The organism is Burkholderia sp. LA-2-3-30-S1-D2 (genome assembly GCF_001523915.2).
GTDB classification, from domain to species: domain Bacteria; phylum Pseudomonadota; class Gammaproteobacteria; order Burkholderiales; family Burkholderiaceae; genus Burkholderia; species Burkholderia diffusa.
Genome location: NZ_CP013383.1, coordinates 1,422,249 through 1,446,320 on the forward strand (window position 1 = coordinate 1,422,249; position 24,072 = coordinate 1,446,320).

The window sequence follows — 24,072 nt, forward strand, 5'->3', positions numbered from 1 at the left end:
CTTACTTCCCCGGCACCGGACAGGCCAGGTCACCTTCCTCGCAGGACAGATAACCCTTCAGCGTCTCGTTGCGCGTCTTGGTCAGATCGTCGAGGCAGGTCGACACGACCATCGGATACACGCTGCCGCCTTCGGCGTTCGCGCTGGAGAAGTTGCATTCGGCGTCGCGGTAGGCGATCCACGCGCGCTGCGCGTTCACGAGTTTCTCCGCGAGCGGCTTCGCATCGCGCAGCCGTGCGGTGACGGCCTGGTAAGTGCGGTTCAGGTCCGCGTCGGATTTCTTGTACGCGCGATCGGCGCACGCCGTCATTGCCGCCTGATCCGTCGCATCGGCACAATTCGCCTGCGCATGGGCAACGTTCGCCGTCAGCGCCAGCGCGCACAGCAGACCGGTCAAGACACGCATGGATGCTCCTGTTTGTTTTCGTTGAAGTCGTGGAACGTGATGCCGGGCTTGCCGCCGCGCCTCGGTGCGCGACCTCGCCGGCCGATGGGCGCGACCTCCGTCGCGGCCGCCGCAGCGTGGCAATGCCGACCGCGATGCTAGCGCACACGCGATGGATTGTCAGCCCGCGCCACGCTTGCCGCGCACGCAAAAAAGCCCGCACTCGACACGAGTGCGGGCTTTTCGCTACGGCTTTGCAGGCGGCCCGGCGGCCGCGCGGCGAACGGCTTGCTTAGTGACCGAAGTACACCGACGAACGATCGGCTGCTGCCGGCACGACCACGCGCTGGCCCGACTGCGACGACGCGACCGGGCTCGGGCCGTAACCCGTTGCGTCAGCCTGCGCACCGGTGTTCTGTGCCGCGGCGATCTTTGCCTGTGCGGCCTGGATGTTTTCCGGATAGTTCATCCAGTCGTTCGGGTTGTAACCGGCCTTTTCGAGCTGGACCAGCTCGGCACGCACTTGCGCGCGCGTCAGCGGCTGCTGGTTCGATTGGGCGAACGAGACGACCGGTGCGGCCACCAGAGCGGCCAGTGCAACTGCCTTGATCAGCGATTTCATGATGCGTTACCTCCAGATTGTTTTGTCAGGCGCTTCGGACTCGGTAGTCGTTGCGCATGAATGGAAGTCTAGGAGGCTTGCCTATCAGGGTAAATACTTAAATCGCAAATTCACTGTTGACCGAATCCGTACAATTGCCACGCATTCGGTCGAAACATCAGAGGATTATGGCCGCATCCGAACCCAATATGCGGCAGCATGCTTTCGCCCGGGGATCGACTCGCCGGGCCGTGGACAACCGCACCGCGGCTGCCAGGTTTGCCCCGCTCAAGGCATCAGCGAACCTGATCCGCGTCAGTGGCCCCCACGGACAGGTCGAACAGCAACGCCTTGAGGCGAATCCGGTCGTCGGCAGCCGTTTCGTCGAATGCCGCGTGGTGAAGCGCCCAGCCCGGCACCGCCGGATCGGCATGCACCGCGCGCACCGTGCCGTCGAGCGTGAGCAACGCGACACGATCCTCATCCGTATACGGCAACTGCACGTGCAACGGCTCGCCGGCCGCCGCGAGCGCCCGGTCGAGCGCGATCGACAGCCCGTTCAGGCTGAGATCGCGAACGATCCCGATACCCTCCGCGTGCACCGGCCCGCCCGTGCAGCGGGCCGCGATCCGTACCTGGACGCGCGGCTCCGCGCGCGTGCGCAGCCGGTCGACGAAGCCCGGCGGCGAAAGCACCATGAACGGCGCGGCGCCCGTTGACTGCACCGCTTCGACCGTCGCGCCGAATCGCGACACCGCCGACCGGCCGATCGCAACTGCTTCGACGTCGTCGCCGCGGACAAAGTCGAGCACGACCGCCGGCTGCGGCTCGACGAACAGCGCACCCGATGCGCCGATCCCGATCAACCGGCAGCGTTGCAGCACGCGGGTCGCGCCAACCCGCCGCCGGATGCCGATCGCGGCGCCGGCCGACAGCCCCATGCGCGCGGCCGCCGGCACGGTGTCGGGCGCCGGCACGGCGGGCTCGGCGTCATCGCGCCGGCGGACGGGCTGGAAGTGATCGAACAGGAAAGCATGCTGCGCGGGATCGTGCAGCGTCGTGCCGGCGGGCAGCAGCGCGGCGCCGCCCGCATCGTAGAGATCGAAGCCGAGCGGTACGCCGGCGGGGACATCATCGCGCGCGAGCGCGACGTGATCTGTGATGTGCCGCATCGGAAGGGCGCGGAGCGACCGCGCGAGCTGTCGTGACAACGTTATTACGGCAGCATCGCGCGAAATCTGAACGTCTCGTTACTCCGAACCGCTGGTCGCACCGGGCGAAACCGGCGCCGGGGCTGGGGCCGGAGCCGCCGACGGAGCCGGTACGGCCGAAGGTGCGGCCGGGGCGGAGCCGAGGCCCCAGCCGCCCGTGTTGCCCGCAGGCGTCGCACTGCCTCCCGCCGCCGCCGGCTGCGCGGCCTGCGGTTGCGACGCGCCCGACGACAGCGCGGCGGCCGATGCAGCCACCTCGGACGCCGGAACCCACTCCTCGACGATGCCGCCGGATGCCGCCTCGGGCGCCGACGCAGCCGATGCGGCCGATGCGGCCGACGCCGCGGCGGCGTCCGCCTCCGGCTGCCGCTCGATACGCTGCGTTCTGACGGGCGCCGGCGCCTGCTTCGGCTCGGGCCCGAACCACCCGTCGAACAGATCCGTCACGCGTTCGCGCACCGACGCGAACCAGCCGGGCGACGGCTCGGTATCGAATTTCAGCTTCGCGTCGACGATCCGGGCGCGTTGCGCGCGCTGGAAGAAGTCGCCGACGATCGGCAGTGCGCTGTGCGCGCCTTGCCCCCAATAGTCGCTGCGCAGCGTCACGCGGCCGTCGTCGAAGCCGACCCACGCGCCGGCCACCAGCCCGGGCTGCATCAGGATGAACCAGCCGTCCGCATTGTCCTGCGTGGTCCCGGTCTTGCCGGCCACGTCGCCGCGAATGCCGAAGCGCGTGCGGATGCTGCTGCCGGTGCCGCGCGTCACCACGTCGCGCATCACGCCGAGCAGCGTCTTGTCGGTCTCGGCGTCGAGCGCGCGCTCGGGCGGCGCCGGCGCATACTCGGCGAGCACGTCGCCCTGGCGGTTCTCGATGCGCGTCACCATCTGCGGCTCGAGGTACAGCCCGCCGTTCGCGATCGTGGCGTACGACGCGACCATCTCCTTCAGCGTCACCGGGCTCGTGCCGAGCGCGAGCGACGGCACGCGCTCGAGCGGACTTTCGCGCACGCCCATGTCGCGCGCGAGCCGCGCCACCGCCGCCGGTCCGACCTTCTCCATCACCTGGGCGGTGATCCGGTTGCGCGACAGCGCGACCGCGTCGCGCAGCGTCATCGGTTTGCCCGACGGCGGCACGTCGTCATTCGGCCGCCAGATCTCGCCGCCCTTCAGCGGAATCTCGACCGCCTGGTCGATGAAGGTGTCGTCCGGCTTCATCCCGTTCGCGAACGCGACGCCGTAGACGAACGGCTTGAAGGTCGAGCCCGGCTGACGCCGCGCCTGTGCGACGTGATCGAACGGCTCGTTGGTGAAGTCGCGGCTGCCGACCCACGCGCGAATCTGCCCGTCACGCGGATCGATCGCGACGAAGCCGGCCTGCACGTCGGTCTTCGCCTTGCACAGCGCGCGCATGAAACCGCGGTCGGCGGCGAGTTGCTTCATCGCGACGGCATCGTTCTTGCCGGCATCCTGCGCGGCCTTGTACTCGGGCGACTCGCGCATGAAGGTGCGGAACACCTCGTTGTCGGTGCCGCAACCGTCGCGGCCGCTCCACGCGTTGTTCGCGATGCCCTGCAACTGGTTCGCCTGCAGCGTCAGCGCCTGGGTCGCCATCTGCTGCAGCCGCGAATCGATCGTGGTGCGCACGACCAGCCCGTCCGAGTAGATGTTGTAGTCGTTGCGGTCGGCCCAGCCGATCAGCCATTTGCGGAGTTGCTGCGCGAAGTGCGGCGCAGGCCCGGGCGGTTCCTTCTGGCGCTCGAAATCGATGCGCAGCGGCCGGCGCTGCAACTGAGCGAACTGCGCCGGCGACAGCTTGCCGTACTTCACCATCTGGCCGAGCACCGTGTTGCGCCGCTGCAGCGCGCGCTCGGGGTTCAACACCGGGTTGTAGTAGCTGTTGCCCTTCAGCATCCCGACGAGCGTCGCGCTGTCCAGCACGTCGAGCTCGTCGGCCGACTTGTCGAAATAGGTGCGCGCGGCCATCTCGACGCCGTACGCGTTGTACAGGAACGGCACCGTGTTCAGGTAGGTCTCGAGGATCTGGTCCTTGCTGTACACGGCCTCGATCTTCAGTGCGGTGATCGCCTCCTTCACCTTGCGCGTGAGCGTCGGCGCGCGGCCGATCTCGTCCGGATACAGGTTGCGTGCGAGCTGCTGCGTGATCGTCGAGCCGCCCTGGCGGCTGCCCGAGAACGTATGGAGCGCGGCCGACGCCGTGCGCTTCCAGTCGAGGCCGTGGTGCTCGTAGAAGCGATGGTCCTCGGTCGCGATCAGCGCGTCGACCATGTGCGGCGAGATCTGCTTGAGCGACACCCATTCGCGGTTCGACGGCTTGAATTCCGCCAGCACCTTGCCGTCGGCGGACAGCACCTGCGCGGGCCGGTCGACGCGTGCCTTGCGGATGTCGCCGATGCCGGGCGTGAACGGAATCAGCACCAGCACGTACAGCAGCAGCAGCGCCGGCACGGCGGCGGCCGCGCGCAGCACGCCGCGCCGCGTCGGATGACGGAGATGGCGCCAGGCGATGGCCAGGACACGCTTGACGGGCACGGCGGCAGCGGCCGCGACGGGTTGGGCGCGCGCGACCCATTTGGCACAGAGGTCACGCACTGACGACACGTTTCGGCGATTCACGCGGGTGGGGGATCTGCTGGAAAGGCTGCATCGTACCAAAACTCGCGCGGCCCACCGGCCCGCGGCAGTCCCGGGCCCGTGCGGACGGCGCCGGATCGCGCATCTTTACAACAAAAAAGGCGCGCGCCCCGTAAAGGAACCGCGCGCCAAGCCTGGTACAACCGGGTGCCGTACGCGACGCTCAGCGCACGAGAAAACCGTAGGTCAACGGATCGCGCTCGTCGACGATCCAGTTCGCGAACCCGCAGATGTGCGCGCTGCCCTCCACTTCCGGGATCACGGCCGAAATATCGCCGACCGTCGTTTCGCGCAGCACGCGCCCCTTGAACACCGTGCCGACGATCGACTCGTTGACGAGCGTGTCGCCCGCCGCCAGCAGGCCGCGCTGGTACAACTGCGCGACGCGCCCGCCGGTGCCGGAGCCGGTCGGCGAGCGGTCGACCTCGCGATCCGCGAACACGCAGCAGTTCGCCTGTGTCGAGTCCGGATGGCGCGGCGCGTTCGCGATGATCGTGCCGTAGATATGGTTGATGTCGGGGATCTCCGGATGCACGACCGGATATTTCGCGTTCGCGGCGGCCTTCACTTCGGCGCCGAAGCGGATCAGTTTTTCCACCGCCGCTTCGCGCACCGGCAGGTCGAACGGCGCGCCGTCGACGTAGAAATAGAATGCGCCGCCGTACGCGATGTCGCCGGTCACGGTACCGAAAGACGGCGTGTCGACCGACACGTCGCGCTGCCAGATGAACGACGGCACGTTGACGAAGCGCACCGGCCCCGCGTGTTCGCCGTCCCATTTCACGAACGCCTCGATGAAACCGCACGGCGCGTCGATGCCGACGCGCGTCTCCGGCACCGTGCGCTGCACCCAGCCGAGCTCGACCGCGGCGGTCGACAGCGCGATGATGCCGTGTCCGCAATGGTCGCTGTAGCCTTCGTTGTGCACGAATATCACGCCGAAATCCGCGTTCGCCGACACCGGCTCGGTGAGGTAGCCGCCGTACATGTCGGCGTGGCCGCGCGGCTCGAACATCAGCGCCGTGCGGATCTCGTCGGCGTTCTCCTTGAGCCACGCGCGGCGCTTGACGATCGTGTCGCCGGGCAGGCGCGGCAGCCCGCTCGTGACGATGCGGAACGCTTCGCCGCCGGTATGGACCTCGACGGTGGAAATGGATCGGGAAATTTTCATGGAGGATCGAAGGCGTGAAAACGAAGGACGGCGCCGCGGCGCCGTCCGGTGACGGATTACTTGGCGTACGGCTCGGGCAGGCCGTTGCGGATCACGTAGACGGTGGTCGGCGCGCCCTTCAGGTCGCCGCGCTCGTCGAACGAATAGGTGCCCGCGACGCCCGCGTAGTTCGACTTCGCCAACTGCGCGATCAACTTCGCCTTGTCGGTGGTCGTGCCGGCCTTGACCATCGCGTCGGCGAGCAGCTTCATGCCGTCGTAGTAGTTGACGCCGTAGACCTGCGTGTCCGTGTGATAGGTATCGTGGTACTTCTTCAGGAATTCGCGGCCGGCCGGCGTCTTCTCGAGCGCGACACCGCCCTGCGCACAGTAGACGATCGACGCGGCCTCGCCCGCGACCTTGCCCATGTCGGCCGAGCAGATGCCGTCGCCGCCGAGCAGCTTCGCGCGCAACCCGCGCTGCTTCATTTGCTTCGCCATCGGCGCGCCTTGCGCCGCATAACCGCCGAGGAAGATCACGTCGGGATTGCTGGCCTTGATCTTGGTGAGAATGCCGAGGAAATCGGTCGCCGACGAGTTCGTGTACTCCTGGTCGACGATCTTGATCCCGTTCGCCTTCGCGACGTTCATGAACTGTTCCGCAACGCCCTGCCCGTACGCGGTGCGATCGTCGATGACGGCGGCGGTTTTCGCGTTCAGCGTCTTCGCGGCGAAAGTCGCCATCGTGCCGCCGAGCTGTTCGTCGCTCGCGCCGATCCGGAAGATGTTCTTGAAGCCCTGCCGCGTGAGCGCCGGGTTCGACGCGACCGGCAGGATCGGTACGCCGGCGTTGCTGTATACGCGCGACGCCGGAATGGCGACACCCGAGTTGTACGGCCCGAGCACCGCGACGACGCCCTTGTCGACCAGGTTCTGCGCGACCTGCACACCCGCCTTCGGGTCGGCCTGGTCGTCCTCGGACACCAGCTTGAACGTGACCGTCTTGCCGGCCACTTTCACGCCGGCCTTGTTGAGCTCCTCGACGGCGAGGCGTGCGCCGTTTTCATTGTCCTTGCCGTTCGCGGCCTGCGGGCCGGTCAGCGGTGCCGAATGACCGATCATCACGACTTCCTGCGCGTGCGCGGAAGTCAGCGCGCCGGCGGCAACGGCCACCGAGAGCGCGGTAACGAAGTGTCGCATGGTGTCTCCTGATTGGTTTTGTGTGAAACCAATGTAGGACACATGTGGTCATGACGCAAGCAGCTTCAAAATGATTTTTGTGCTTTTGGTCATTTTTAAGACCAGACCGACGTGATGCAGGTCATTTCGGCGTGATGTCTCGCCGCACACGAAGAATGTGCTGTTCGACGTAGAAGGCGGCCGCATCGGCGTCGCCCGACACGATCGCCTCGTAGATCAGCCGGTGCTCGGACACGTAGAGCCGGATCCGGCCCGCGTCGTAGATGCCATCGTCCTTCAGCCGCTTCCACAGGGGCTGGTCCATCGTCTTCGCGACTTCCTCCGCGATCTTCACGATCAGCGCGTCGCCGGTCATCAACGCGAGTTGCCGATGGAACAGCCGGTCGCTCTCGTTCCACAGCGCCCGCTGCTGCGGATCGTCGATGTCGGCGATGGTTTCCATCTGCGCCAGATAGCCTTCGGCGACGGGATCGGCGCGCCCGTGCGCGGCGGCGAGACGCGCGATCGCCGGCTCGAGGATGAGCCGCACGTCGAGCGTCGACGTCGGACTGAAGTCGGCGTCGGGCACGCTGCGCGTGTCGCCGCGCTGCGCGAGCACGTCGAGCGGCGCCGGCACGACGTAGGTGCCCGAATTGCGCTTCGTGAACACCAGCCCTTCGTTCTGCAGCGCGCCGAGCGCCTCGCGCACGGCCGGTCGGCCGACCTGGAACAGCGCCGCGAGTTCGCGCTCCGACGGCAGCCTCGAATCGGCCGCATAGCGCCCCGCGCGGATCTCGTCGCGGATTTTCTCGGCGACCTGTTCGTAGATCTGCAACGGTCGGAAACCGGCTTCGAGCGATTCGGGACGTGCGGACATCATCTGGGCTCCTGCCCGGGCGGGTGGTGGACGGGGAAACGGGTTCGCACTATACCGGAGCCGGCGTGCGCGACGCCCATCTGGACGGATATTAGAACCAAAATTGACGGTCTGCCGGCTTTTCGCGCTTGCCTGCCGACAATCAACTGGTATAGATTTGATCCAGAATGACTGCCATCTCGATATTCGGCAGCCTCCGTGGCGAGCGCGGCATGCGCCCGTCGTCCACGCCCACCGACACGAAACCGATCGATACGATGACCGCTCTCCCCCGGATTCCCGCGTTCGACGCCGCCGAAACGGCCGCGCTGCTCGACTACCCCGCGCTGCTCGCCACGCTCGCACACACCGTCGCCGAATACGCGGCGGGCGAGATCGTCAGCCCCGAACGCCTGGTCGTGCCGCTGCAGGCGGGCGGCGTGATGCTGTCGATGCCGTCGAGCGCACGCGACCTCGCGAGTCACAAGCTCGTGAACGTGTGCCCTGGCAACGGCGCGCGCGGACTGCCGACGATCCTCGGCCAGGTGAGCGCGTACGACGCGACGACGGGGGCGCTGCGCTTCGTGCTCGATGGCCCGACTGTTACCGGGCGCCGCACGGCAGCCATTACCGCGCTCGGCATTCAGGCGCTGCACGGCGCCGCGCCCCGCGACATCCTGCTGATCGGCACCGGCAAGCAGGCGGCCAATCACGCGGAAGCGCTCGCGGCGATCTTTCCGGACGCGCGCCTGCACGTGCGTGGCTCGCGCGCCGACAGCGCGGCCGCGTTCTGCGCCACGCACCGCGCGCAGGCGCCGCAACTGGTGCCGCTCGACGGCGACGCGATTCCCGATGCGATCGACGTCGTCGTCACGCTGACGACGAGCCGCACGCCCGTCTATCGCGAAGCGGCGCGCGAAGGCCGCCTCGTGGTCGGCGTCGGCGCGTTCACGGCGGATGCCGCCGAGATCGACGCCGACACCGTGCGCCACAGCCGCCTCGTCGTCGACGACCCGGCCGGCGCGCGCCACGAGGCCGGCGACCTGATCGTCGCGCAGGTCGACTGGCGGCAGGTCGCATCGCTCGCCGACGTGCTGCGCGGCGCCTTCGAGCGCAGCGGGCCGCTGCTGTTCAAAACGGTCGGCTGCGCCGCGTGGGATCTGGCCGCATGCCGCACGGCTCGCGACGCGCTGGACGCGCGCGCGGCTGGCTGATTCCGCGGCGGCGGACCCCGGTCCGCCATCATCTTCGCGGGCCCCACCCGGCGTCGCCGGGCACGCGGCCTCGCCTCTTTCTCCTGTGCGTTGTAGGAAACACCCTACAACGCGTCGCAGCGGCCTACACAAACTTCCAGTTCGGCCGATTTCATTTTCGGCGGCGCAACAGGATACTGCCGGCATGAATGCCAGCCTGTCACCCGCCGACGCACTCCGGGTGTTTCTCGTCGATCACGCCATTGCCGTCCGGCAAAGGATCGCGCTGCTCGTCGGCGCGATCCGCGGCGTCGTGGTCGTCGGCGAAGCGGAAGACGGCGAGGACGCACTGACGCACATCCGCGGCAGCCACGCGGACGTCGTGATCGTCGACCTGCGACTCGCGGACGGCAGCGGTCTCGAGCTGATCGGGATGCTGTCGAAGGCCGCGCCGCGGATCGTCACGATCGTGCTGACGAACCATTCGGCGCCGGCATTCAGGGAGGCATGTGCGACGGCGGGAGCGGACTACTTCTTCGACAAGACCGCCGAATTCGACGCCGCATGCCACGTCATCGAATCCCTGGTGCGCGCTCGTGCGCACCGCCCCTGACCGAGCCGGAGTGACTCATGTCCACAGCCACCGCCTGCGCCGCCGCCCCATCCGTCGCGCCTCGGCCAACGATTCCGCTTCCCGCGGTCTCACGTAACGACGGCGCCAAACACCCCGCCGCGCGCTGCTCGGCTTGCCTGATGCGCTCGCTGTGCCTGCCGCCGCACCTGACCGCCGCCGAATACGGCCGACTGGACGCGATCATCTGTTCGACGCGCCAGGTTCGCCAAGGCGACGCGCTGTTCCGAACCGACGATCCATTTCACAGCATCTACGCCGTGCGCGCGGGCTCGTTCAAGACGGTAATGATGCATCGCGACGGCCGCGAGCACGTGACCGGCTTCCAGATCGCGGGCGAAACGCTCGGCATGGACGGCATCGGCGGCGGCCAGCACTGCTGCGACGCGATCGCGCTCGAGGACAGCGTCGTATGCGTCATCCCGTTCGGCGCGCTCGAGGCGGCATGCCGCGAAATGAAGCCGATGCAGCATTTCCTCTACCAGATGCTGAGCAGCGAGATCGTCCGCGAGTCGAGCCAGATGCTGCTGCTCGGCACGATGTCGGCCGAGCAGCGCGTCGCGCATTTCCTGCTGAACCTGTCGTCGCGCTTCGAGGCGCGCGGCTATTCGGCATCGGAATTCAACCTGCGGATGACGCGCGAGGAGATCGGCTGCTATCTCGGCATGAAGCTCGAGACCGTCAGCCGGATGTTCTCGCGGTTTCATCGGGATTCACTCGTCGAGACGCGCGGCAAGCGCGTGCGGATCATCGACGCGCAGGCGCTCGCGCAAGTGTGACGCACGGCGCGTCGCGCGTCATTGCGCGGTGGCGCCCGGCGTGAGCGCATGCAGCACGACCGCCCCGGATTCGCCCGCCTGCGATACGGACAGGGTCTGCTCGGCCAGCGCGAACACGCGGCCAAGCACCTCGATCACGTCGTCGCCAGTGCTGCACGGCAGCGATACCGGCGAGCGGCCGCGCATGGCCAGCTCGAGCCGCACGTCGTAGGTCTGGCCGCCGTCCACGCGCGGGCGCAATTCGATCACCAGACGGCAATCCTCCAGCCGTGCGCGGAATCGTTCCAGCCGCACCAGTTGCACCGCCGCTTCTGCTTCCAGCGCAGCGGAACCTGCGAATCCGACGCAGACGATCTGCATGCCCACGCCCATGGCGCTTCTCCTGACGCGGTCGCCGCTCGTCGACGGCGTTGCCTGTTCCTGTGTCTCCGTGCCTCGGTGTCCCACACGCGGCACGATCCTGCTTCACGCAGCGCGATGACGGCCGCGGCGATTACTGCCCTGGCAGCTTTGCATTCGCCCGTCCATCGGCACGATACGGTTCAAACGTTGAATGTCTGCGACGCCTTCATTTCGATCCATGTCATCCCGGCCCGCAACCCTTCGATCGCCGCCTCGTACTCGGTCGGGTACGCATGACTGTGCTCGAACGTGTGGTGAAAGCGCGCTGGCCCGGTGCCATGCTCGACCGACACACGACATCGGAACTCGCCGGATTCACACCGCCGCGTCTCGATCTCGACCGACCAGTCGCGCTCATGAATCGTGCCTTGCAGTGTCATGCCTCCTCCTGCGGTATCAATCACCCATCCGAAAGTGACCGCTGTGCAGCAACACCGGCCGGCCGCCGATTTCGTCGAGCATCCGTCGCGCCATCGCCTCGATCGCCGAACGGTGCGCTTCGAACGCATGCAGCAAATCCCGCTCGAGCAGCGACGGCGCACCGAAATGGTCTTCCAGCGCCTCGGCCGTGATCGCGCACTGCACGCAGCGGCCGTCGACGAGCGCCGAAAACGCGACGACCAGATCGCGTGCGCAATATTCGGGCGGTTCTGGTGGAAAGGCTATCAGCATCTGTGCGCCTGTCATCGTCGAGACGATTCATGACGTGAGCATAACGGCCCACGCCGCCGCACGCTTGACCCACGTCAACCGGTTCGCTGTGCCTCACGCGGCGGCGCACCGTCGCGCCGCCCGACGGCGGTTCAGCCCGCATCCGCATCGATCGCTGCACCGCGCTCCGCCAGCAGTTCGCGCAGCACGCTGCGATGGCAGCGGCGCTCGTCCTCGCAGTAGCAGCCGATCGAAAACGCGCTCGTCGCCGACAACGCGGCGAGCAGGTCCAGCACCTTCGGCGCGTCGCCATGCGCCATTTCCGCTCGGAAGTGGCGCGTGAACGCGCGCCATTCGGCGTCGGTTTCGGCAGCCTGCGCCTGCGCGACCAGCTCGGGGCTCGGCGACAGCGTCGGCAGCCATACATCATAGTAGTCGCGCGATGCGAATTCCGCCTTGGGAACGCCGCGCGGCGGTCGCCGCACCGTGCCGATCCGCAGGCCCTCGCCGGCCGTGCGCGGCGTGCCGAGCCGTACGATTCGAATAGCCATGCCGCTCCTTCATCATGCGTTCGATGCGCCATCGTACCGCCGCGCCGCCGCCGCGCAAGAAAAAACCGGCTGCCTCCACGACGGAGACAGCCGGTTTCGGCGATGCGATCGTGCGCCCGCGGGCGCGCCGTCAGACGCCGCTCTTCAGCACCTTGCCGATCGCGTCCGCGACGATGCCGACGTTCGAATCGTTCAGCCCCGCGACGCACATGCGCCCGGAACGCAGGATGTACACGCCGTGCACTTCGCGCAGCGCGTCGACCTGCGATTCGGTCAGGCCCGTGTACGTGAACATCCCGCGCTGTTTCACGTAGCGCGTCAGCGCTTCGCCGCTGACGTGGTCGCGCAGGCCGTCGTGGATCGACTGGCGCATCCGCGCGATGCGGCGGCACATCGCGGCGAGTTCTTCTTCCCACTGCTTGCGCAACGCGGGCGTGTTCAGCACGGTCGCCACGACCTTGGCGCCGTAGGTTTGCGGGTTGCTGTAGTTCGAGCGCACCGCGCCGGCCAGCTGGCCCAGCACGCGCTCGGCCGCGGCCGCATCCTCGCAGACGACGCTCAGGCCGCCGACGCGCTCGCCGTACAACGAGAAATTCTTCGAGAACGAGTTCGCGACGAGCGCCGGCACGCCGCGGCGGGCCAGTTCGCGCACCGCGAACGCGTCCGCGTCGAGGCCTGCGCCGAAGCCCTGGTACGCCATGTCGACGAACGGCAGCAGCCCGCGCGCCTCGATCACGTCGATCAGCTTCTCCCACTGGCCTTCGTCGAGATCGACACCGGTCGGGTTATGGCAGCACGCGTGCAGCAGCACGATGCTGCGCGCCTGCAGCGCGTCGATCGTCGCGAGCATCGCGTCGAACTTCAGGCCGCCCGTCGCTTCGTCGTAGTACGGGTACGTGTTTACCGTGAAGCCCGCACGCTCGAAGATGAAGCGGTGATTTTCCCAGCTCGGGTCGCTGAGCCACACCTGCGCGTCCGGGAAGTAGCGCTTCAGGAAATCGGCGCCCACCTTCAGTGCGCCCGAACCGCCGAGCGTCTGCACGGTCGCGATGCGGCCGGCCGCGCGCGCCGGATGATCGGCGCCGAACACGAGCGCCTGCACGGCGTCGCGATAGGCGGCCAGGCCGACCATCGGCAGATAGGGCTTCGGGCCGAGGTCGCGCTGCAGCACGGTTTCGGCTTCGCGCACGGCACCCATCACGGGAATCCGGCCTTCGGCATCGAAATAGATGCCGATGCTCAGGTTGACCTTCTGATCGCGCGGATCTTTCTGGAAGTTCTCGTTGAGCGTCAGGATCGGATCGCCCGGGTACGCGTCGATGTGTTCGAACATGGCTATGTCGGTCTCGTTTGGAAGAGTGGTCGTGGTGCCCGTGTCAGCCGGCGGACGCGCCGTCGCGGATCGCGTAGCCCGCATTCTTCTGACGGAAGCGATACCCGATCGCGAGCACCGCGAGCCATACGGGGATCAGGTACACCGACAGGCGGAGATCCGGCGTCAGGTACATCACGACGAGAATGCCGGCCATGAACGCCAGGCACAGGTAATTCGTGAAAGGATAGCCCAGACTACGGAAGGAAGTCTGCTCTCCGGCGATGCGCTTGGCCTGGCGGAACTTCAGGTGGATCAGCGTGATCATCGCCCAGTTGATGATCAGCGCCGACACGACGAGGCCCATCAGCACTTCGAACGCCTTGCCCGGCATGAAGTAGTTGACCACCACGCACGCGCCGGTCGCGAGCGCCGACGCGCCGAGCGCGGCGAGCGGAATGCCGCGCTTGTTCACCGAGCACAGCACCTTGGGCGCGTTGCCTTGCTTCGCGAGGCCGAACAGCATCCGGCTGTTGCTGTACACGCCGCTGTTGTAGACCGACAGCGCGGCCGTCAGCACGACCACGTTCAGCACGTTGGCGACCACGTTGCTGCTCAGCGCGTGGAAGATCAGCACGAACGGGCTGCCGCCGGTGACGACCTTTTCCCACGGATACAGCGACAGCAGCACCGCCAGTGCGCCGATGTAGAAAATCAGGATCCGGTAGATCACCTGGTTGGTCGCGCGCGGAATGCTGTGCTTCGGATCGTCGGCCTCGGCCGCGGTGATGCCGATCAGCTCCAGTCCGCCGAACGAGAACATGATCGCGGCCATCGACATCACGAGCCCCGACACGCCGTTCGGGAAGAAGCCGCCGTGCTGCCACAGGTTCGCGATGCTCGCCTCCGGCCCCGCATGACCGCTCGCGAGCAGCCAGCCGCCGAAGCCGATCATCCCGACGATCGCGGCGACCTTGATGATCGAGAACCAGAATTCGGTCTCGCCGTACGATTTCACGCTCGCCAGGTTGAGAAGGTTGATCGCGACGAAGAACACCAGCGCCGACACCCAGGTCGGCACACCCGGCCACCAGTACTGCACGTAGATCCCGACGGCCGACAACTCGGCCATGCTGACGAGGATGTACAGCACCCAGTAGTTCCAGCCGGACAGGAAGCCGGTGAAGTGGCCGACGTACTTGTCGGCGAAGTAGCTGAACGAGCCGGCGACCGGCTCGTCGACGACCATCTCGCCGAGCTGGCGCATGATGAAGAACGCGACGATGCCGGCCACCGCATAGCCGAGCAGCACGGACGGGCCGGCCATCTTGATCGTCTGCGCAATGCCGAGGAACAGCCCCGTGCCGAGCGCGCCGCCGAGCGCAATCAGCTGGATGTGCCGGTTCTTCAGCCCCCGCTTCAGGCCGTCCTTCTCGTTTCCAGAAACCATGTCTTCTCCATTCTGCCCGCCGCCGCCGGAAGCGGTGCGGCGCGCCTCGGTGTGCCGGGCGCTGTTTTGCTGTGCCGGCGGCCGTTCGTGGAGCCGCCGGGTTGGGGACTGCAATCTTCGCGCGGCAACACCCGTTTCCTGTCGGCAGGCCCGCCAGACCGGCCGCCGACCGTCGCCCTCGCCCGCATTGCTGCGGGCGCACACGAAAATCCGGCGTCAGTTTAGCGTCGCGGCAGCGAAATCGGGTTGCGTAACCCGCTCATGCAAACCCTACATTATGAGATAAGATTGCATCCGGGAGACAGATGAGGAAACAAAAATGCCTGAACCGGTTCTCGATCGCATCGATCGCCACTTGCTGTCGGTGCTGCAGGAGAACGGCCGCGCGTCGAACCTCGACCTCGCGAAAGCCGTCGGCCTGTCGCCCGCGCAGACGCTGCGACGCCACCGGCGGCTGGAGGAAATCGGCGCGATCCGCCGTTACGAGACCCGCCTGTGCCCCGACACGCTCGGGTTCGGCGTCACCGCGTTCGTGCATGTGACGATGGAACGCGGGCATATCCGCGACCTGTCGAAGTTCCAGAAGCTCGTGTCGGATCTCGCGCAGATCCAGGAATGTTTCTCGGTGACGGGCGATATCGACTACGTGCTGAAGGTCGTCGCGCACGACCTGAAGGGGCTGTCCACGTTCCTGCTCGAAACCCTGATGCGAATCCCCGGCGTGAGCGGCGTGCATTCCAGCGTGTGCCTCGACGAGATCAAGTGCACGAGTGCGATGCCGGTGGAAAGCTGACACGGCACTGCGCGACCGCCCGGGCGACGCAATGCTCGGCTGCCGCGCTCAGCGCACCGCCTCGAACGCGCTGATCAGCAGCGCGCCGCCCGCGATCACCATGCATCCGGCCGCGCGACGCGGCGTCAGCCGCTCGCCGAGATACACGCGGGCAATCAACGCCGCGAACACCACGCTCGTTTCGCGCAGCGCCGACACCGGGCCCATCGGTGCGCGATCCATCGCCCAGATCACGATGCCGTACGCAAGCGCCGCGAACACGCCACCGCATGCGGCCTTCGCCGTTTCGCCGACATCCTGCGCGAGCCGCAGCGGCCCCGCGCGCAGCCGGTAGTACACGGCCATCAGCAACGCGGTCAGCACGAACATCCACGCCGTATAACCGACCGTGCTGCCGCTTTCCCGCACGCCGATCCCGTCGACCACGCTGTACGCGGCGATCGATACGCCGGTGGCGAACGCGGTCGGCAACACCTGCGTCATCCGGTGCCGCGCGCCGCGGCCTCGCTCCAGCCCGATCGCCAAGATGCCCGCGCAGATCAGCACGAGCCCGCATTGCGCGCCCGCGTTCAGGCGCTCGCCCGCGAACACCGCCGCGCCCAGCGTGACGAGCAGCGGCGCGGTCCCGCGCGCGACCGGGTACGCGACGGTGAGGTCGCCGTGCTCGTAAGCCCGCACCAGCAACAGCGTATAGACGACGTGGATCACCGCAGATGCGACGACGCAGGCCCAGCTCGCGGGCGTGATCGGGGCGGCGGCCGGCAGGAGCAGCAGCGCGAACAGCCCGATCGCGATCTGCAGCACCGTAGCCGAGCGCAGCCGGTCGCCGCTGCTGCGCACGAGCGCATTCCAGGACGCATGCAGGAAGGCGGCACACAGGACGGCAAACAGAACGGGGATCGGCACGCTGAATACTCGCTGACGGCCGGCAACGCGAAATCGTCGCCGCGGGCCAACCATCGTATGAATCCGTCACGCGATTGTCAAAAAAGTAGGCGGCCCGGCATCCCGGACGAACCGGCCCGCCGCGCGCCGTCGCCCGCCCGGCGCGACATCCGCGGCGGTGACGGCACCGATCGCCGACTATGTTGCCCAGGTTGCATCCGCTCCGTCCCTTTCCGCTTTCTTTCGCGCCGCCTCGCGCCGTAATGAAATCGATACCGCGGCGCAACCGTCGCGAAACCGTTCCGCCCCCGTATCTTCATATCAGGCTGTTTCAATGCCGGTGCTCTATCGCGAGCGCCGCGCCGAACCGACATGGCGACGGGGCCGCTATCCACCATCGAAAACCTACCTGGAGTGTCCCGATGTTCCGTCAAGCCTTGCTCGTCACCGCGTGCGCCGGCGCGGCGCTTGCGCTGTTCGCCTGCGGCGGCAGCGACGATCCCTCGTCGACGCCCGCCGTGTCGTCGCAGGATGCGCTGCAGACCGCCACGCCGATCAAGCACGTCGTCGTGATCTACGGCGAAAACGTGTCGTTCGACCACTACTTCGGCACCTATCCGAATGCGTCGAACCCGTCCGGCGAACCGGCGTTCACCGCGAAATCCGGCACGCCAACGATCAACGGGCTGACGGGCACGCTGCTCACCGCGAACCCGAACTTCACGAACACGGCCAACGGCACCGACGCCGCGAACCCGTTCCGCCTCGACCGCACGCAAGCCGCGACCGCCGACCAGAACCACGCGTACACGGCCGAGCAGCAGGCCGAGGACAACGGCCTCGCCGACCTGTTCCCGAAATACACGGGCAAGGGCTCGTCCGGCGGCGCCGGCGCGTTCGGCACGAAGGGCCAGGTGATGGGCTACTTCGACGGCAACACCGTGACCGCGCTGTGGAACTACGCGCAGCGCTTCGCGATGAGCGACAACGCGTATACGACGGTCTACGGCCCGTCGACGCCGGGCGCGCTGAACGTCGTGTCGGGCCAGACCAACGGGATGCAGATCGTCAAGACGTCGAAGCAGCCGTCGACGCTCGCCGCCACGTCGTACTACATCAAAGACGGCCAGGGCGGCTTCACGATGATCAACGATGTCGACCCGGGCTACGACGTGTGCTCGAGCACGACCGACCAGGCGATGATGAGCGGCAAGAACATCGGCGACCTGCTGAACGGCGCAAAGATCACGTGGGGCGGCTTCATGGGCGGCTTCAACCTGTCGACGACCAACAGCAACGGCACGACCGGCTGTAGCCGCAGCACCGTCGCCACTGCCGTGAACGCCGCGACGGCCGACTACATCCCGCACCACAACTGGTTCCAGTACTACGCGTCGACCGCGAACCCGCAGCACACGCGGCCGAGTAGCGTCGCGGCGATCGGTTCCAGCTTCGAAGCCGACGGCAAGACGGCCGAGCCGGCGAACCACCAGTACGACAGCGACGACTTCTTCGCGGCCGTGAAGGCCGGCAACTTCCCGTCGGTCAGCTTCCTGAAGGCACCGGCCGCGCAGGACGCGCACGCGGGCTATTCGGATCCGCTCGACGAGCAGGCGTTCGTGACGAAGGTCGTCAACTTCCTGCAGCAGCAGCCGGACTGGCAGAACACGGCCGTGATCGTCACGTATGACGACTCCGACGGCTGGTACGACCACGCATACACGGCGCCGACGCATTCGTCGTCCGACGCGGTCGACCAGTTGAACGGCAACGGCGTATGCGGCTCGGGTGGCACCACAGGCGTGAACGGCGGCACCGTGAACGGCCGCTGCGGCCCGGGTGTGCGCATCCCGCTGGTCGTGATCTCGCCGTATGCGAAGCAGAACTACGTCGATCACACGATGATCGACCAGGCATCGGTCGTGCGCTTCATCGAGGACAACTGGCTCGGCGGCCAGCGCATCGGCGGCGGTTCGTTCGATGCCACGGCAGGCGACCTGCGCGGGCTGTTCGACTTCGCGTCGAAGCCGAACACGGCGCCGCTGTATCTCGATCCGACGCAAGGCACCGTGCTGAGCGCGGCGCCGTCGATCTGACCGGCATCGCGTAACCGGTAGCCGCTGGCCGGCGCATCGTGCGCCGGCCGTTTCCATTTGATGCGCCGCTTCCACGCGGTGCCCGACTTTCGACCGACAGCATGACAGCCCGTCCCGCGTTCCCGTCTCCCGACGCATCCGGCGCCGCCGCGCCGCGTTCCCCTGCCCGCGCGGTGCGCCGCGCGGCGTTCGTGCTCGGCACGGCCGTGCTCGGCTACGGCGCGTTCGCGATCGCGTTTCCGGCCCGCACGCCGGCGGCGATCGGCGAGGTCGTCGCCGACTGGACGGGCGCGAATCCGCATCCGGTCGCGCTGCAGCGCCCGGCCGCGCAGCCGCTGTCCGCCGTCGCGCAGCTCGGGCGTGCATTGTTCGTCGATCCGTCGCTGTCGGCATCCGGCAAGCAGTCGTGCGCGTCGTGCCATAGCCCCGATCACGCGTACGGGCCGCCGAACGGGCTCGACGTGCAGCCGGGCGGCCTCGCGATGACGCAGCAGGGTTACCGCCCGCCGCCGTCGCTGATGTACCTGTATCGTCAGCCGAACTTCAGCATCGGCCCCGATGCGGGCGAAAACGACGCCGCGCCGAGCGTCGCTCAGCAGGCTGCATCGGCGGCCGGCGTCGTCAAGGCGCAGAAGGTGGCCGGCACGTCGGCCGCGCCGCAGCTCGTGCCGCAGGGCGGGATGTTCTGGGACGGCCGCGCCGATACGCTGCAGCAGCAGGCGTTCGGGCCGCTGCTGAATCCGGTCGAGATGGCGAATGCGAGCATCGACGACGTCGCGCGCAAGCTCGCGCAGTCGTCGCATCGCGCGCAGTTCGAGCAACTGTTCGGCGCGCGCGTGTTCTCCAGTCCGCAACTTGTGGTGTCGGAGGCGATGTTCGCGATCGCGCGCTATCAGGTCGAGGATCCGTCGTTCCATCCGTACAACAGCAAGTACGACCGCTGGCTCGAAGGCCGTGCACGCTTGACGCAGGCCGAGTTGCGCGGGCTGCGGCTCTTCAACGATCCGGACAAGGCGAATTGCGCGGGCTGCCACCTGTCGAAGCCCGGCAAGGACGGCTTGCCGCCGATGTTTACCGATTACCAGTACGAGGCGCTCGGCGCGCCGCGCAACATGGCGCTCGCGCAGAACCGCAACCCGGCGTTCCACGATCTCGGCGTGTGCGGGCCGTTCCGCGAGGATCTGAAGGACCAGACGCAGTACTGCGCGATGTTCCTCACGCCGACGCTGCGCAACGCGGCGACGCGCCACGTGTTCTTCCACAACGGCGTGTTCCACACGCTCGATCAGGTGATGGCGTTCTACAACGAGCGCAGCATCTCGCCGCAGAAGTTCTATTCGCGCGGCGCGGACGGCAAGGTCGACGAATATGACGACATTCCGCCGAAGTACCGCGCGAACGTCGATGTGACCGATGCGCCGTTCAACCGCAAACCCGGCGACAAGCCCGCGATGACCGCGCAGGACATCAAGGATATCGAAGCGTTTCTCGGCACGCTGACCGACGAGCCGGCACGCTGAGCCTCGGCGATCCGCCGCGCTTCGTCAGCGGCGCGCGCGGATGCAGAGAAAGGCCGGGGCCAGCGACAGCTCCGCATGGAGCCGCTCCGACACGGCCTTCATCGTCGGCAGCGGCGTCGGTTCGACGAATCGCTCGAGCCGCCAGCCGGCGTCCGCGAGCGCGTTCAGGATGTCGGCAAGCGGCCGGCGCCATGCTTCGACATAGGGCTTCGGTTCGCCGAAACCCGACCAGTGAAAGCCGAAACGGCTCGTATCGAAGTACGTGCCGTCCCCGCGCGTACGCTCGTCCATCCAGTCCCGCATCGGATGCGCCATCGAGAACACCAGCGTCGCGCCTGGCCGCGCGACACGCCTGAATTCGCGCAACGTCGGCGCGAGATCGCGCACGTAGTCGAGCGCGAGCGAACACAGGATCGTGTCGAACGCGTGGTCGGGCAGCCAGTCGAGCGGCGCGGCGAGATCGCCCTCGGCGACGTCGACCGCGAGCCCCGCGCAGCGCGCTCTCGCGAGCGCGACCATCTCGGGCGTGATGTCGAACGCATGAACCGTCGCACCGTGGCGCGCGAGGTGCTCGCTGCAGATGCCGGGTCCGCAGCCGGCGTCGAGGACCATCAGCCCGTCGACGTCGCCGAGCAGCGCCATCGTCGCCGGGCGCTCGTAGAGCGCGTTGTGCGCCTTGGTCGGCGCGATGTCCGCGTACCGTTGCGCGAAGCTCGCATACGCGCGGCGGGCGGATGGTTCGTTCGGATCGGTCATGCGGCATCCGTGGGCGGGAATCGGAGGCTCGATTCTGCACGACCGGGGTGCCGCTGGCGACGTTCGAGGTGCCGATCATTCATGAAAGGCTGCGAGCTGACCGCACCTCGCCACGCCGGCGGCGATATGGAAGCGCTGCAGTCCGTGAAGCGGCATCAGCCGAGATCGGCGCCAAGCGCCTGCGCGGAAGCCGGGAAACGGGAAGGATTGCGGCGGCGCGGGCTGGCTACCGGGCCGCCGTCGCCGGCGTGCCGACGGTTGCAGCGGCAACCATCCGCCGCTCCGCCAGCTGCTGCGCGAACCGGTACGCAACCAGCGAGCCGGCTACGGCCAGCAGCATCGGCACCAGGCTGTCGTGATTCACGCGCGTGAACTCGAGCAGCAGCACGACGGCCGTGATCGGCATCTGCATCGACGCGGCAAGGAACGCGGTCGCGCCGATCAGCGCGCATCCGCCGATCGACGCCCCCGGCCACACGAGACTCCACACCGCACCGAGCACGACGCCCAGCAGCGCGCCGTTCGCAAGGCCCGGCGTGAGGAGCCCGCCCTCGGCACCCGCACGCAGGCTGGCCGCCTCGATCAGCACCTTCAGCACGAGCAGCGTCGCTGCGAGGCCGAGCGTCAGCGTGCCGTCGAAACCCAGTGAAGCTGGCCCCTTGCCATTGCCGAGCAGTTGCGGAAACCACATCGCCATCACGCCGATGACCGCGAAGTTGACCAGCGAGAGCACGGGGAGCAGGCGACCCTTCGGCGCATCCGCCCGCGCGCGGGTCGTGAGCCGCACGAAGCCGTACGCGGCAAAACCGAACAGCGGCCCGCAGACGATCGACCATGCAACCAGCGGCGTGCTCAGCGCGAACGAGGGCACCGTGTACTGATGTTCGTTGCCGAGCCCGATCCATGCGACGGCCGCCGCGATCGCCGACGTGACGACGGCCACCACCAGCGCGCGCAGTTCGAACGTGCCGAGCAACACTTCGAGCACGAACACGGCACCGCCGAGCGGCACGTTGTAGACGGCCGCGAGGCCGGCGCCCGCGCCGCACGCGACCATCAGCCGGCAATCGGCGGGCGAGAGCCCCGCGCAACGCGCGAGCCGCCCGGCCAGCAGCGAGCCGATCTCGCGCGGCGCGACTTCGCGGCCGAGCGGCGAACCGAGCGCGACGGTGACGATCTGGAGCAGCGCGTGCACCGTCGTGCTGACGAACGGCATCCGCGGATCGGCTGCGCGAACGGCCCGGCGGATGCTGACGAGCGGTTGGCCGAACCGGTAAAGCGCCCACCAGCCGCCGCCCGCGACGAGCCCGCAGACGATGAGCACCGCGAGCCGGCGCAGCGGCTCGGCGTAGGTCACACCCGCGAGAAAGCTCTCGGCCCCGACCAGGTGCGCCAGGCCGTAACCGTAGGCCACATGCTGGATCGCGTGCAGCAGCAGCGCGAGCAGCATCCCGCCGACGCCCGCGCCAACGCCGGTCAGGATCGTGACGGCAGCCAACCGCGCGAACGGGCTGGTCGACGGCGAAGAAGAAGCGGGAGCGGACGGGAGATCGAGGCGCATGAGGTCGGCGAACGAGGATCGACACGACGGCGCGCACCATGCACGCCGCCGTCAGGACCGCATCGTAGGCTTCGGCCTCTCATGAGACAAACGTATTTTTCTGATCAACTCATGCAATTTGTGAATACATGAGTGACGGCAATCCACGGCGGCGCGTGCCGCCAACAACGCGATCGCACTACTCCGGATACGTGACGCGCTCCGGCTCCCGTCGCATGATCACCTTCCCGTGGCGCAGCGACAGCGTGGCCTTCGCCTGCCGGCGCACGGCTTCGTAGTCGCTGTCCGCGTCGAGCACGACCAGATTCGCCGGCCGTCCGACCGCGATCCCGTAGCCGTCGCCGAGATGCATCGTCGTCGCGCCGTGATCGGTCACGAAGTCGAGGCAGCGCTGCAGGTCCTGGTAGCCCATCATGTGGCAGATGTGCAGGCCGGCATCGAGGACGCGCAGGATGTTGCCGTTGCCGAGCGGATACCACGGATCCTTGATCGAATCCTGCCCGAAGCACACGTTCAGCCCCGCGCGATCGAGTTCCGCGACGCGCGTGACGCCACGCCGCTTCGGAAACGTATCGAAGCGCCCCTGCAAATGGATGCTCTCGGTCGGGCACGACACGAAATTCAGTCCCGCGCGCTTGAGCAGCCGGAACAGCTTCGAGCAGTATGCGTTGTCGTACGAACCCATCGCGGTCGTGTGGCTCGCCGTCACGCGCGCGCCCATCCCGCGCACGCGCGCTTCTTCCGCGAGCACTTCCAGAAAGCGTGAATGCGGATCGTCGGTCTCGTCGCAGTGCACGTCGACGAGGCAGCCGGTGCGCTCGGCCAGATCCATCAGGAACCGGATCGAGCTGACGCCCTGCTCGCGCGTGTTCTCGAAATGCGGAATTCCGCCGACGACGTCCGCGCCAAGCTCGATCGCCTGCTCCATCAGCGCGCGGCCGCCGTCGAACGACTCGATGCCTTCCTGCGGAAACGCGACGATCTGCAGGTCGATCAGCCCGCGCGCTTCGTCCTTCACTTCGAGCATCGCCTTCAACGCGGCCAGCGTCGGATCGGTGACGTCGACATGAGTGCGCACGTGCTGGACGCCGTGATCACGCAGCATGCCGATCGCCGCATGCGCGCGCGTCTTCGTATCCGCGTGCGTGATCGTCGCCTTGCGTTCGGACCAGCGCTCGATTCCCTCGAACAGCGTGCCGCTCATGTTCCAGGCGGGCTCGCCGGCCGTGAGCACCGCGTCGAGATGGATGTGCGGTTCGACGAGCGGAGCAATCGCGAGACGGCCGCCCGCATCGACATCGTCGACGCCGACAGCGGCGACCGGCGCGGCTTGCGCGTCGATCCGCGCGATCCTGTCGCCGTCGATGCCGATCGTAAACAGCCCGTCGCGACCGCGCAGGCGTGCATTGAAGAGGTTCATGTGGGTCCAGGCGTCATGCGGCGCGAGCGCCGCGTGGTG

General features: G+C 67.6%; 23 protein-coding genes. 6 read left to right on the forward strand and 17 right to left on the reverse strand.

The window, feature by feature from the left end; translation table 11 throughout:
- Position 1 precedes the first annotated feature (1 nt).
- The 7 genes from WS66_RS06585 to WS66_RS06615 all read right to left on the reverse strand — a co-directional run bounded on the left by WS66_RS06585 (position 2) and on the right by WS66_RS06615 (position 8,057).
- Complete coding sequence (locus WS66_RS06585; protein WP_059599432.1) at positions 2 to 406, reverse strand: lysozyme inhibitor LprI family protein; 405 nt, start codon at positions 404 to 406, stop codon at positions 2 to 4.
- A gap of 271 nt (positions 407 to 677) precedes the next feature.
- A complete protein-coding gene (locus tag WS66_RS06590; RefSeq protein WP_059599431.1) occupies positions 678 to 1,007 on the reverse strand; it encodes a DUF4148 domain-containing protein in 330 nt (109 codons plus the stop codon).
- 275 nt (positions 1,008 to 1,282) lie between these two features.
- Entirely contained in the window at positions 1,283 to 2,158 is an 876-nt protein-coding gene (locus WS66_RS06595) for a PilZ domain-containing protein (RefSeq protein WP_059599430.1), read from the reverse strand.
- Between the two features lie 78 nt (positions 2,159 to 2,236).
- Positions 2,237 to 4,816: a penicillin-binding protein 1A gene (locus WS66_RS06600; protein WP_179955233.1), complete on the reverse strand. Its 2,580-nt coding sequence runs from the start codon at positions 4,814 to 4,816 to the stop codon at positions 2,237 to 2,239.
- Positions 4,817 to 5,012: 196 nt separating this feature from the next.
- Positions 5,013 to 6,020: a trans-3-hydroxy-L-proline dehydratase gene (lhpH, locus tag WS66_RS06605; protein WP_059599428.1), complete on the reverse strand. Its 1,008-nt coding sequence runs from the start codon at positions 6,018 to 6,020 to the stop codon at positions 5,013 to 5,015.
- Positions 6,021 to 6,076: 56 nt separating this feature from the next.
- A complete protein-coding gene (locus WS66_RS06610) occupies positions 6,077 to 7,198 on the reverse strand; it encodes a branched-chain amino acid ABC transporter substrate-binding protein (protein ID WP_059450263.1) in 1,122 nt (373 codons plus the stop codon).
- 121 nt (positions 7,199 to 7,319) lie between these two features.
- Positions 7,320 to 8,057, reverse strand: coding sequence for a FadR/GntR family transcriptional regulator (locus tag WS66_RS06615; RefSeq protein WP_059599427.1), 738 nt, complete (start codon positions 8,055 to 8,057; stop codon positions 7,320 to 7,322).
- Between the two features lie 254 nt (positions 8,058 to 8,311).
- Between WS66_RS06615 and lhpI the strand changes: the two genes are divergently transcribed.
- From lhpI to WS66_RS06630, 3 genes are all read left to right on the forward strand, one after another.
- Entirely contained in the window at positions 8,312 to 9,247 is a 936-nt protein-coding gene (gene lhpI, locus WS66_RS06620) for a bifunctional Delta(1)-pyrroline-2-carboxylate/Delta(1)-piperideine-2-carboxylate reductase (protein WP_059599470.1), read from the forward strand.
- Positions 9,248 to 9,431: 184 nt separating this feature from the next.
- Positions 9,432 to 9,839 carry a response regulator transcription factor gene (locus WS66_RS06625; protein WP_059599426.1) on the forward strand — a complete coding sequence of 136 codons (408 nt, stop codon included), beginning with the start codon at positions 9,432 to 9,434 and terminating at the stop codon, positions 9,837 to 9,839.
- A 17-nt stretch (positions 9,840 to 9,856) separates the two neighbouring features.
- Positions 9,857 to 10,636: a helix-turn-helix domain-containing protein gene (locus WS66_RS06630; protein WP_059599425.1), complete on the forward strand. Its 780-nt coding sequence runs from the start codon at positions 9,857 to 9,859 to the stop codon at positions 10,634 to 10,636.
- An 18-nt stretch (positions 10,637 to 10,654) separates the two neighbouring features.
- Here the strand turns inward: WS66_RS06630 and WS66_RS06635 are convergent, their stop codons facing one another.
- The 6 genes from WS66_RS06635 to WS66_RS06660 all read right to left on the reverse strand — a co-directional run bounded on the left by WS66_RS06635 (position 10,655) and on the right by WS66_RS06660 (position 15,002).
- A complete protein-coding gene (locus WS66_RS06635) occupies positions 10,655 to 11,008 on the reverse strand; it encodes a hypothetical protein (protein ID WP_059599424.1) in 354 nt (117 codons plus the stop codon).
- A 170-nt stretch (positions 11,009 to 11,178) separates the two neighbouring features.
- Complete coding sequence (locus WS66_RS06640; RefSeq protein WP_059599423.1) at positions 11,179 to 11,418, reverse strand: hypothetical protein; 240 nt, start codon at positions 11,416 to 11,418, stop codon at positions 11,179 to 11,181.
- A 16-nt stretch (positions 11,419 to 11,434) separates the two neighbouring features.
- A complete protein-coding gene (locus WS66_RS06645; protein WP_059599422.1) occupies positions 11,435 to 11,725 on the reverse strand; it encodes a DUF1488 domain-containing protein in 291 nt (96 codons plus the stop codon).
- 116 nt (positions 11,726 to 11,841) lie between these two features.
- The gene (locus tag WS66_RS06650; protein ID WP_059599421.1) at positions 11,842 to 12,240 is read right to left on the reverse strand and encodes a DUF488 domain-containing protein; all 399 of its coding nucleotides are present in this window, start codon (positions 12,238 to 12,240) and stop codon (positions 11,842 to 11,844) included.
- A gap of 130 nt (positions 12,241 to 12,370) precedes the next feature.
- The gene (locus tag WS66_RS06655; RefSeq protein WP_059599420.1) at positions 12,371 to 13,573 is read right to left on the reverse strand and encodes an amino acid aminotransferase; all 1,203 of its coding nucleotides are present in this window, start codon (positions 13,571 to 13,573) and stop codon (positions 12,371 to 12,373) included.
- A 43-nt stretch (positions 13,574 to 13,616) separates the two neighbouring features.
- Positions 13,617 to 15,002 carry an amino acid permease gene (locus tag WS66_RS06660; protein WP_059599419.1) on the reverse strand — a complete coding sequence of 462 codons (1,386 nt, stop codon included), beginning with the start codon at positions 15,000 to 15,002 and terminating at the stop codon, positions 13,617 to 13,619.
- 319 nt (positions 15,003 to 15,321) lie between these two features.
- Here WS66_RS06660 and WS66_RS06665 point away from each other — a divergent pair, with 319 nt between their 5' ends.
- Positions 15,322 to 15,795: an Lrp/AsnC family transcriptional regulator gene (locus tag WS66_RS06665; RefSeq protein WP_006479071.1), complete on the forward strand. Its 474-nt coding sequence runs from the start codon at positions 15,322 to 15,324 to the stop codon at positions 15,793 to 15,795.
- 48 nt (positions 15,796 to 15,843) lie between these two features.
- On the opposite strand, the gene WS66_RS06670 is transcribed toward WS66_RS06665, so the two are convergent.
- Positions 15,844 to 16,755 (reverse strand): EamA family transporter, encoded by a 912-nt coding sequence (locus WS66_RS06670; RefSeq protein WP_059599418.1) that lies wholly within the window; start codon positions 16,753 to 16,755, stop codon positions 15,844 to 15,846.
- 347 nt (positions 16,756 to 17,102) lie between these two features.
- On the opposite strand from WS66_RS06670, the gene WS66_RS06675 reads away from it, so the two are divergent.
- Together WS66_RS06675 and WS66_RS06680 are read left to right on the forward strand one after the other, a co-directional pair.
- On the forward strand, positions 17,103 to 18,776 hold the full coding sequence (locus WS66_RS06675; protein ID WP_059599417.1) for a phospholipase C: 1,674 nt from the start codon (positions 17,103 to 17,105) through the stop codon (positions 18,774 to 18,776).
- Positions 18,777 to 18,877: 101 nt separating this feature from the next.
- A complete protein-coding gene (locus WS66_RS06680; RefSeq protein ID WP_059599416.1) occupies positions 18,878 to 20,296 on the forward strand; it encodes a cytochrome-c peroxidase in 1,419 nt (472 codons plus the stop codon).
- Positions 20,297 to 20,320: 24 nt separating this feature from the next.
- Here the strand turns inward: WS66_RS06680 and WS66_RS06685 are convergent, their stop codons facing one another.
- The 3 genes from WS66_RS06685 to codA all read right to left on the reverse strand — a co-directional run bounded on the left by WS66_RS06685 (position 20,321) and on the right by codA (position 24,033).
- Positions 20,321 to 21,052 carry a class I SAM-dependent methyltransferase gene (locus WS66_RS06685; protein ID WP_059599415.1) on the reverse strand — a complete coding sequence of 244 codons (732 nt, stop codon included), beginning with the start codon at positions 21,050 to 21,052 and terminating at the stop codon, positions 20,321 to 20,323.
- A gap of 226 nt (positions 21,053 to 21,278) precedes the next feature.
- On the reverse strand, positions 21,279 to 22,613 hold the full coding sequence (locus WS66_RS06690; RefSeq protein WP_059599414.1) for a chloride channel protein: 1,335 nt from the start codon (positions 22,611 to 22,613) through the stop codon (positions 21,279 to 21,281).
- Positions 22,614 to 22,791: 178 nt separating this feature from the next.
- Positions 22,792 to 24,033, reverse strand: a complete 1,242-nt coding sequence (gene codA / locus WS66_RS06695) for a cytosine deaminase (protein ID WP_059599413.1) — start codon at positions 24,031 to 24,033, stop codon at positions 22,792 to 22,794.
- Positions 24,034 to 24,072: the final 39 nt, after the last annotated feature.

What these genes read in the sequence shown, in the direction of transcription:
- WS66_RS06585 (WP_059599432.1), bottom strand. Translation starts at nt 406, where the DNA reads ATGCGTGTCTTGACCGGTCTGCTGTGCGCGCTGGCGCTGACGGCGAAC.
- WS66_RS06590 (WP_059599431.1), bottom strand. Translation starts at nt 1,007, where the DNA reads ATGAAATCGCTGATCAAGGCAGTTGCACTGGCCGCTCTGGTGGCCGCA.
- WS66_RS06595 (WP_059599430.1), bottom strand. Translation starts at nt 2,158, where the DNA reads ATGCGGCACATCACAGATCACGTCGCGCTCGCGCGCGATGATGTCCCC.
- lhpH (WP_059599428.1), bottom strand. Translation starts at nt 6,020, where the DNA reads ATGAAAATTTCCCGATCCATTTCCACCGTCGAGGTCCATACCGGCGGC.
- WS66_RS06610 (WP_059450263.1), bottom strand. Translation starts at nt 7,198, where the DNA reads ATGCGACACTTCGTTACCGCGCTCTCGGTGGCCGTTGCCGCCGGCGCG.
- WS66_RS06615 (WP_059599427.1), bottom strand. Translation starts at nt 8,057, where the DNA reads ATGATGTCCGCACGTCCCGAATCGCTCGAAGCCGGTTTCCGACCGTTG.
- lhpI (WP_059599470.1), top strand. Translation starts at nt 8,312, where the DNA reads ATGACCGCTCTCCCCCGGATTCCCGCGTTCGACGCCGCCGAAACGGCC.
- WS66_RS06625 (WP_059599426.1), top strand. Translation starts at nt 9,432, where the DNA reads ATGAATGCCAGCCTGTCACCCGCCGACGCACTCCGGGTGTTTCTCGTC.
- WS66_RS06630 (WP_059599425.1), top strand. Translation starts at nt 9,857, where the DNA reads ATGTCCACAGCCACCGCCTGCGCCGCCGCCCCATCCGTCGCGCCTCGG.
- WS66_RS06635 (WP_059599424.1), bottom strand. Translation starts at nt 11,008, where the DNA reads ATGGGCGTGGGCATGCAGATCGTCTGCGTCGGATTCGCAGGTTCCGCT.
- WS66_RS06640 (WP_059599423.1), bottom strand. Translation starts at nt 11,418, where the DNA reads ATGACACTGCAAGGCACGATTCATGAGCGCGACTGGTCGGTCGAGATC.
- WS66_RS06645 (WP_059599422.1), bottom strand. Translation starts at nt 11,725, where the DNA reads ATGACAGGCGCACAGATGCTGATAGCCTTTCCACCAGAACCGCCCGAA.
- WS66_RS06650 (WP_059599421.1), bottom strand. Translation starts at nt 12,240, where the DNA reads ATGGCTATTCGAATCGTACGGCTCGGCACGCCGCGCACGGCCGGCGAG.
- WS66_RS06655 (WP_059599420.1), bottom strand. Translation starts at nt 13,573, where the DNA reads ATGTTCGAACACATCGACGCGTACCCGGGCGATCCGATCCTGACGCTC.
- WS66_RS06660 (WP_059599419.1), bottom strand. Translation starts at nt 15,002, where the DNA reads ATGGTTTCTGGAAACGAGAAGGACGGCCTGAAGCGGGGGCTGAAGAAC.
- WS66_RS06665 (WP_006479071.1), top strand. Translation starts at nt 15,322, where the DNA reads ATGCCTGAACCGGTTCTCGATCGCATCGATCGCCACTTGCTGTCGGTG.
- WS66_RS06670 (WP_059599418.1), bottom strand. Translation starts at nt 16,755, where the DNA reads ATGGTTGGCCCGCGGCGACGATTTCGCGTTGCCGGCCGTCAGCGAGTA.
- WS66_RS06675 (WP_059599417.1), top strand. Translation starts at nt 17,103, where the DNA reads ATGTTCCGTCAAGCCTTGCTCGTCACCGCGTGCGCCGGCGCGGCGCTT.
- WS66_RS06680 (WP_059599416.1), top strand. Translation starts at nt 18,878, where the DNA reads ATGACAGCCCGTCCCGCGTTCCCGTCTCCCGACGCATCCGGCGCCGCC.
- WS66_RS06685 (WP_059599415.1), bottom strand. Translation starts at nt 21,052, where the DNA reads ATGACCGATCCGAACGAACCATCCGCCCGCCGCGCGTATGCGAGCTTC.
- WS66_RS06690 (WP_059599414.1), bottom strand. Translation starts at nt 22,613, where the DNA reads ATGCGCCTCGATCTCCCGTCCGCTCCCGCTTCTTCTTCGCCGTCGACC.
- codA (WP_059599413.1), bottom strand. Translation starts at nt 24,033, where the DNA reads ATGAACCTCTTCAATGCACGCCTGCGCGGTCGCGACGGGCTGTTTACG.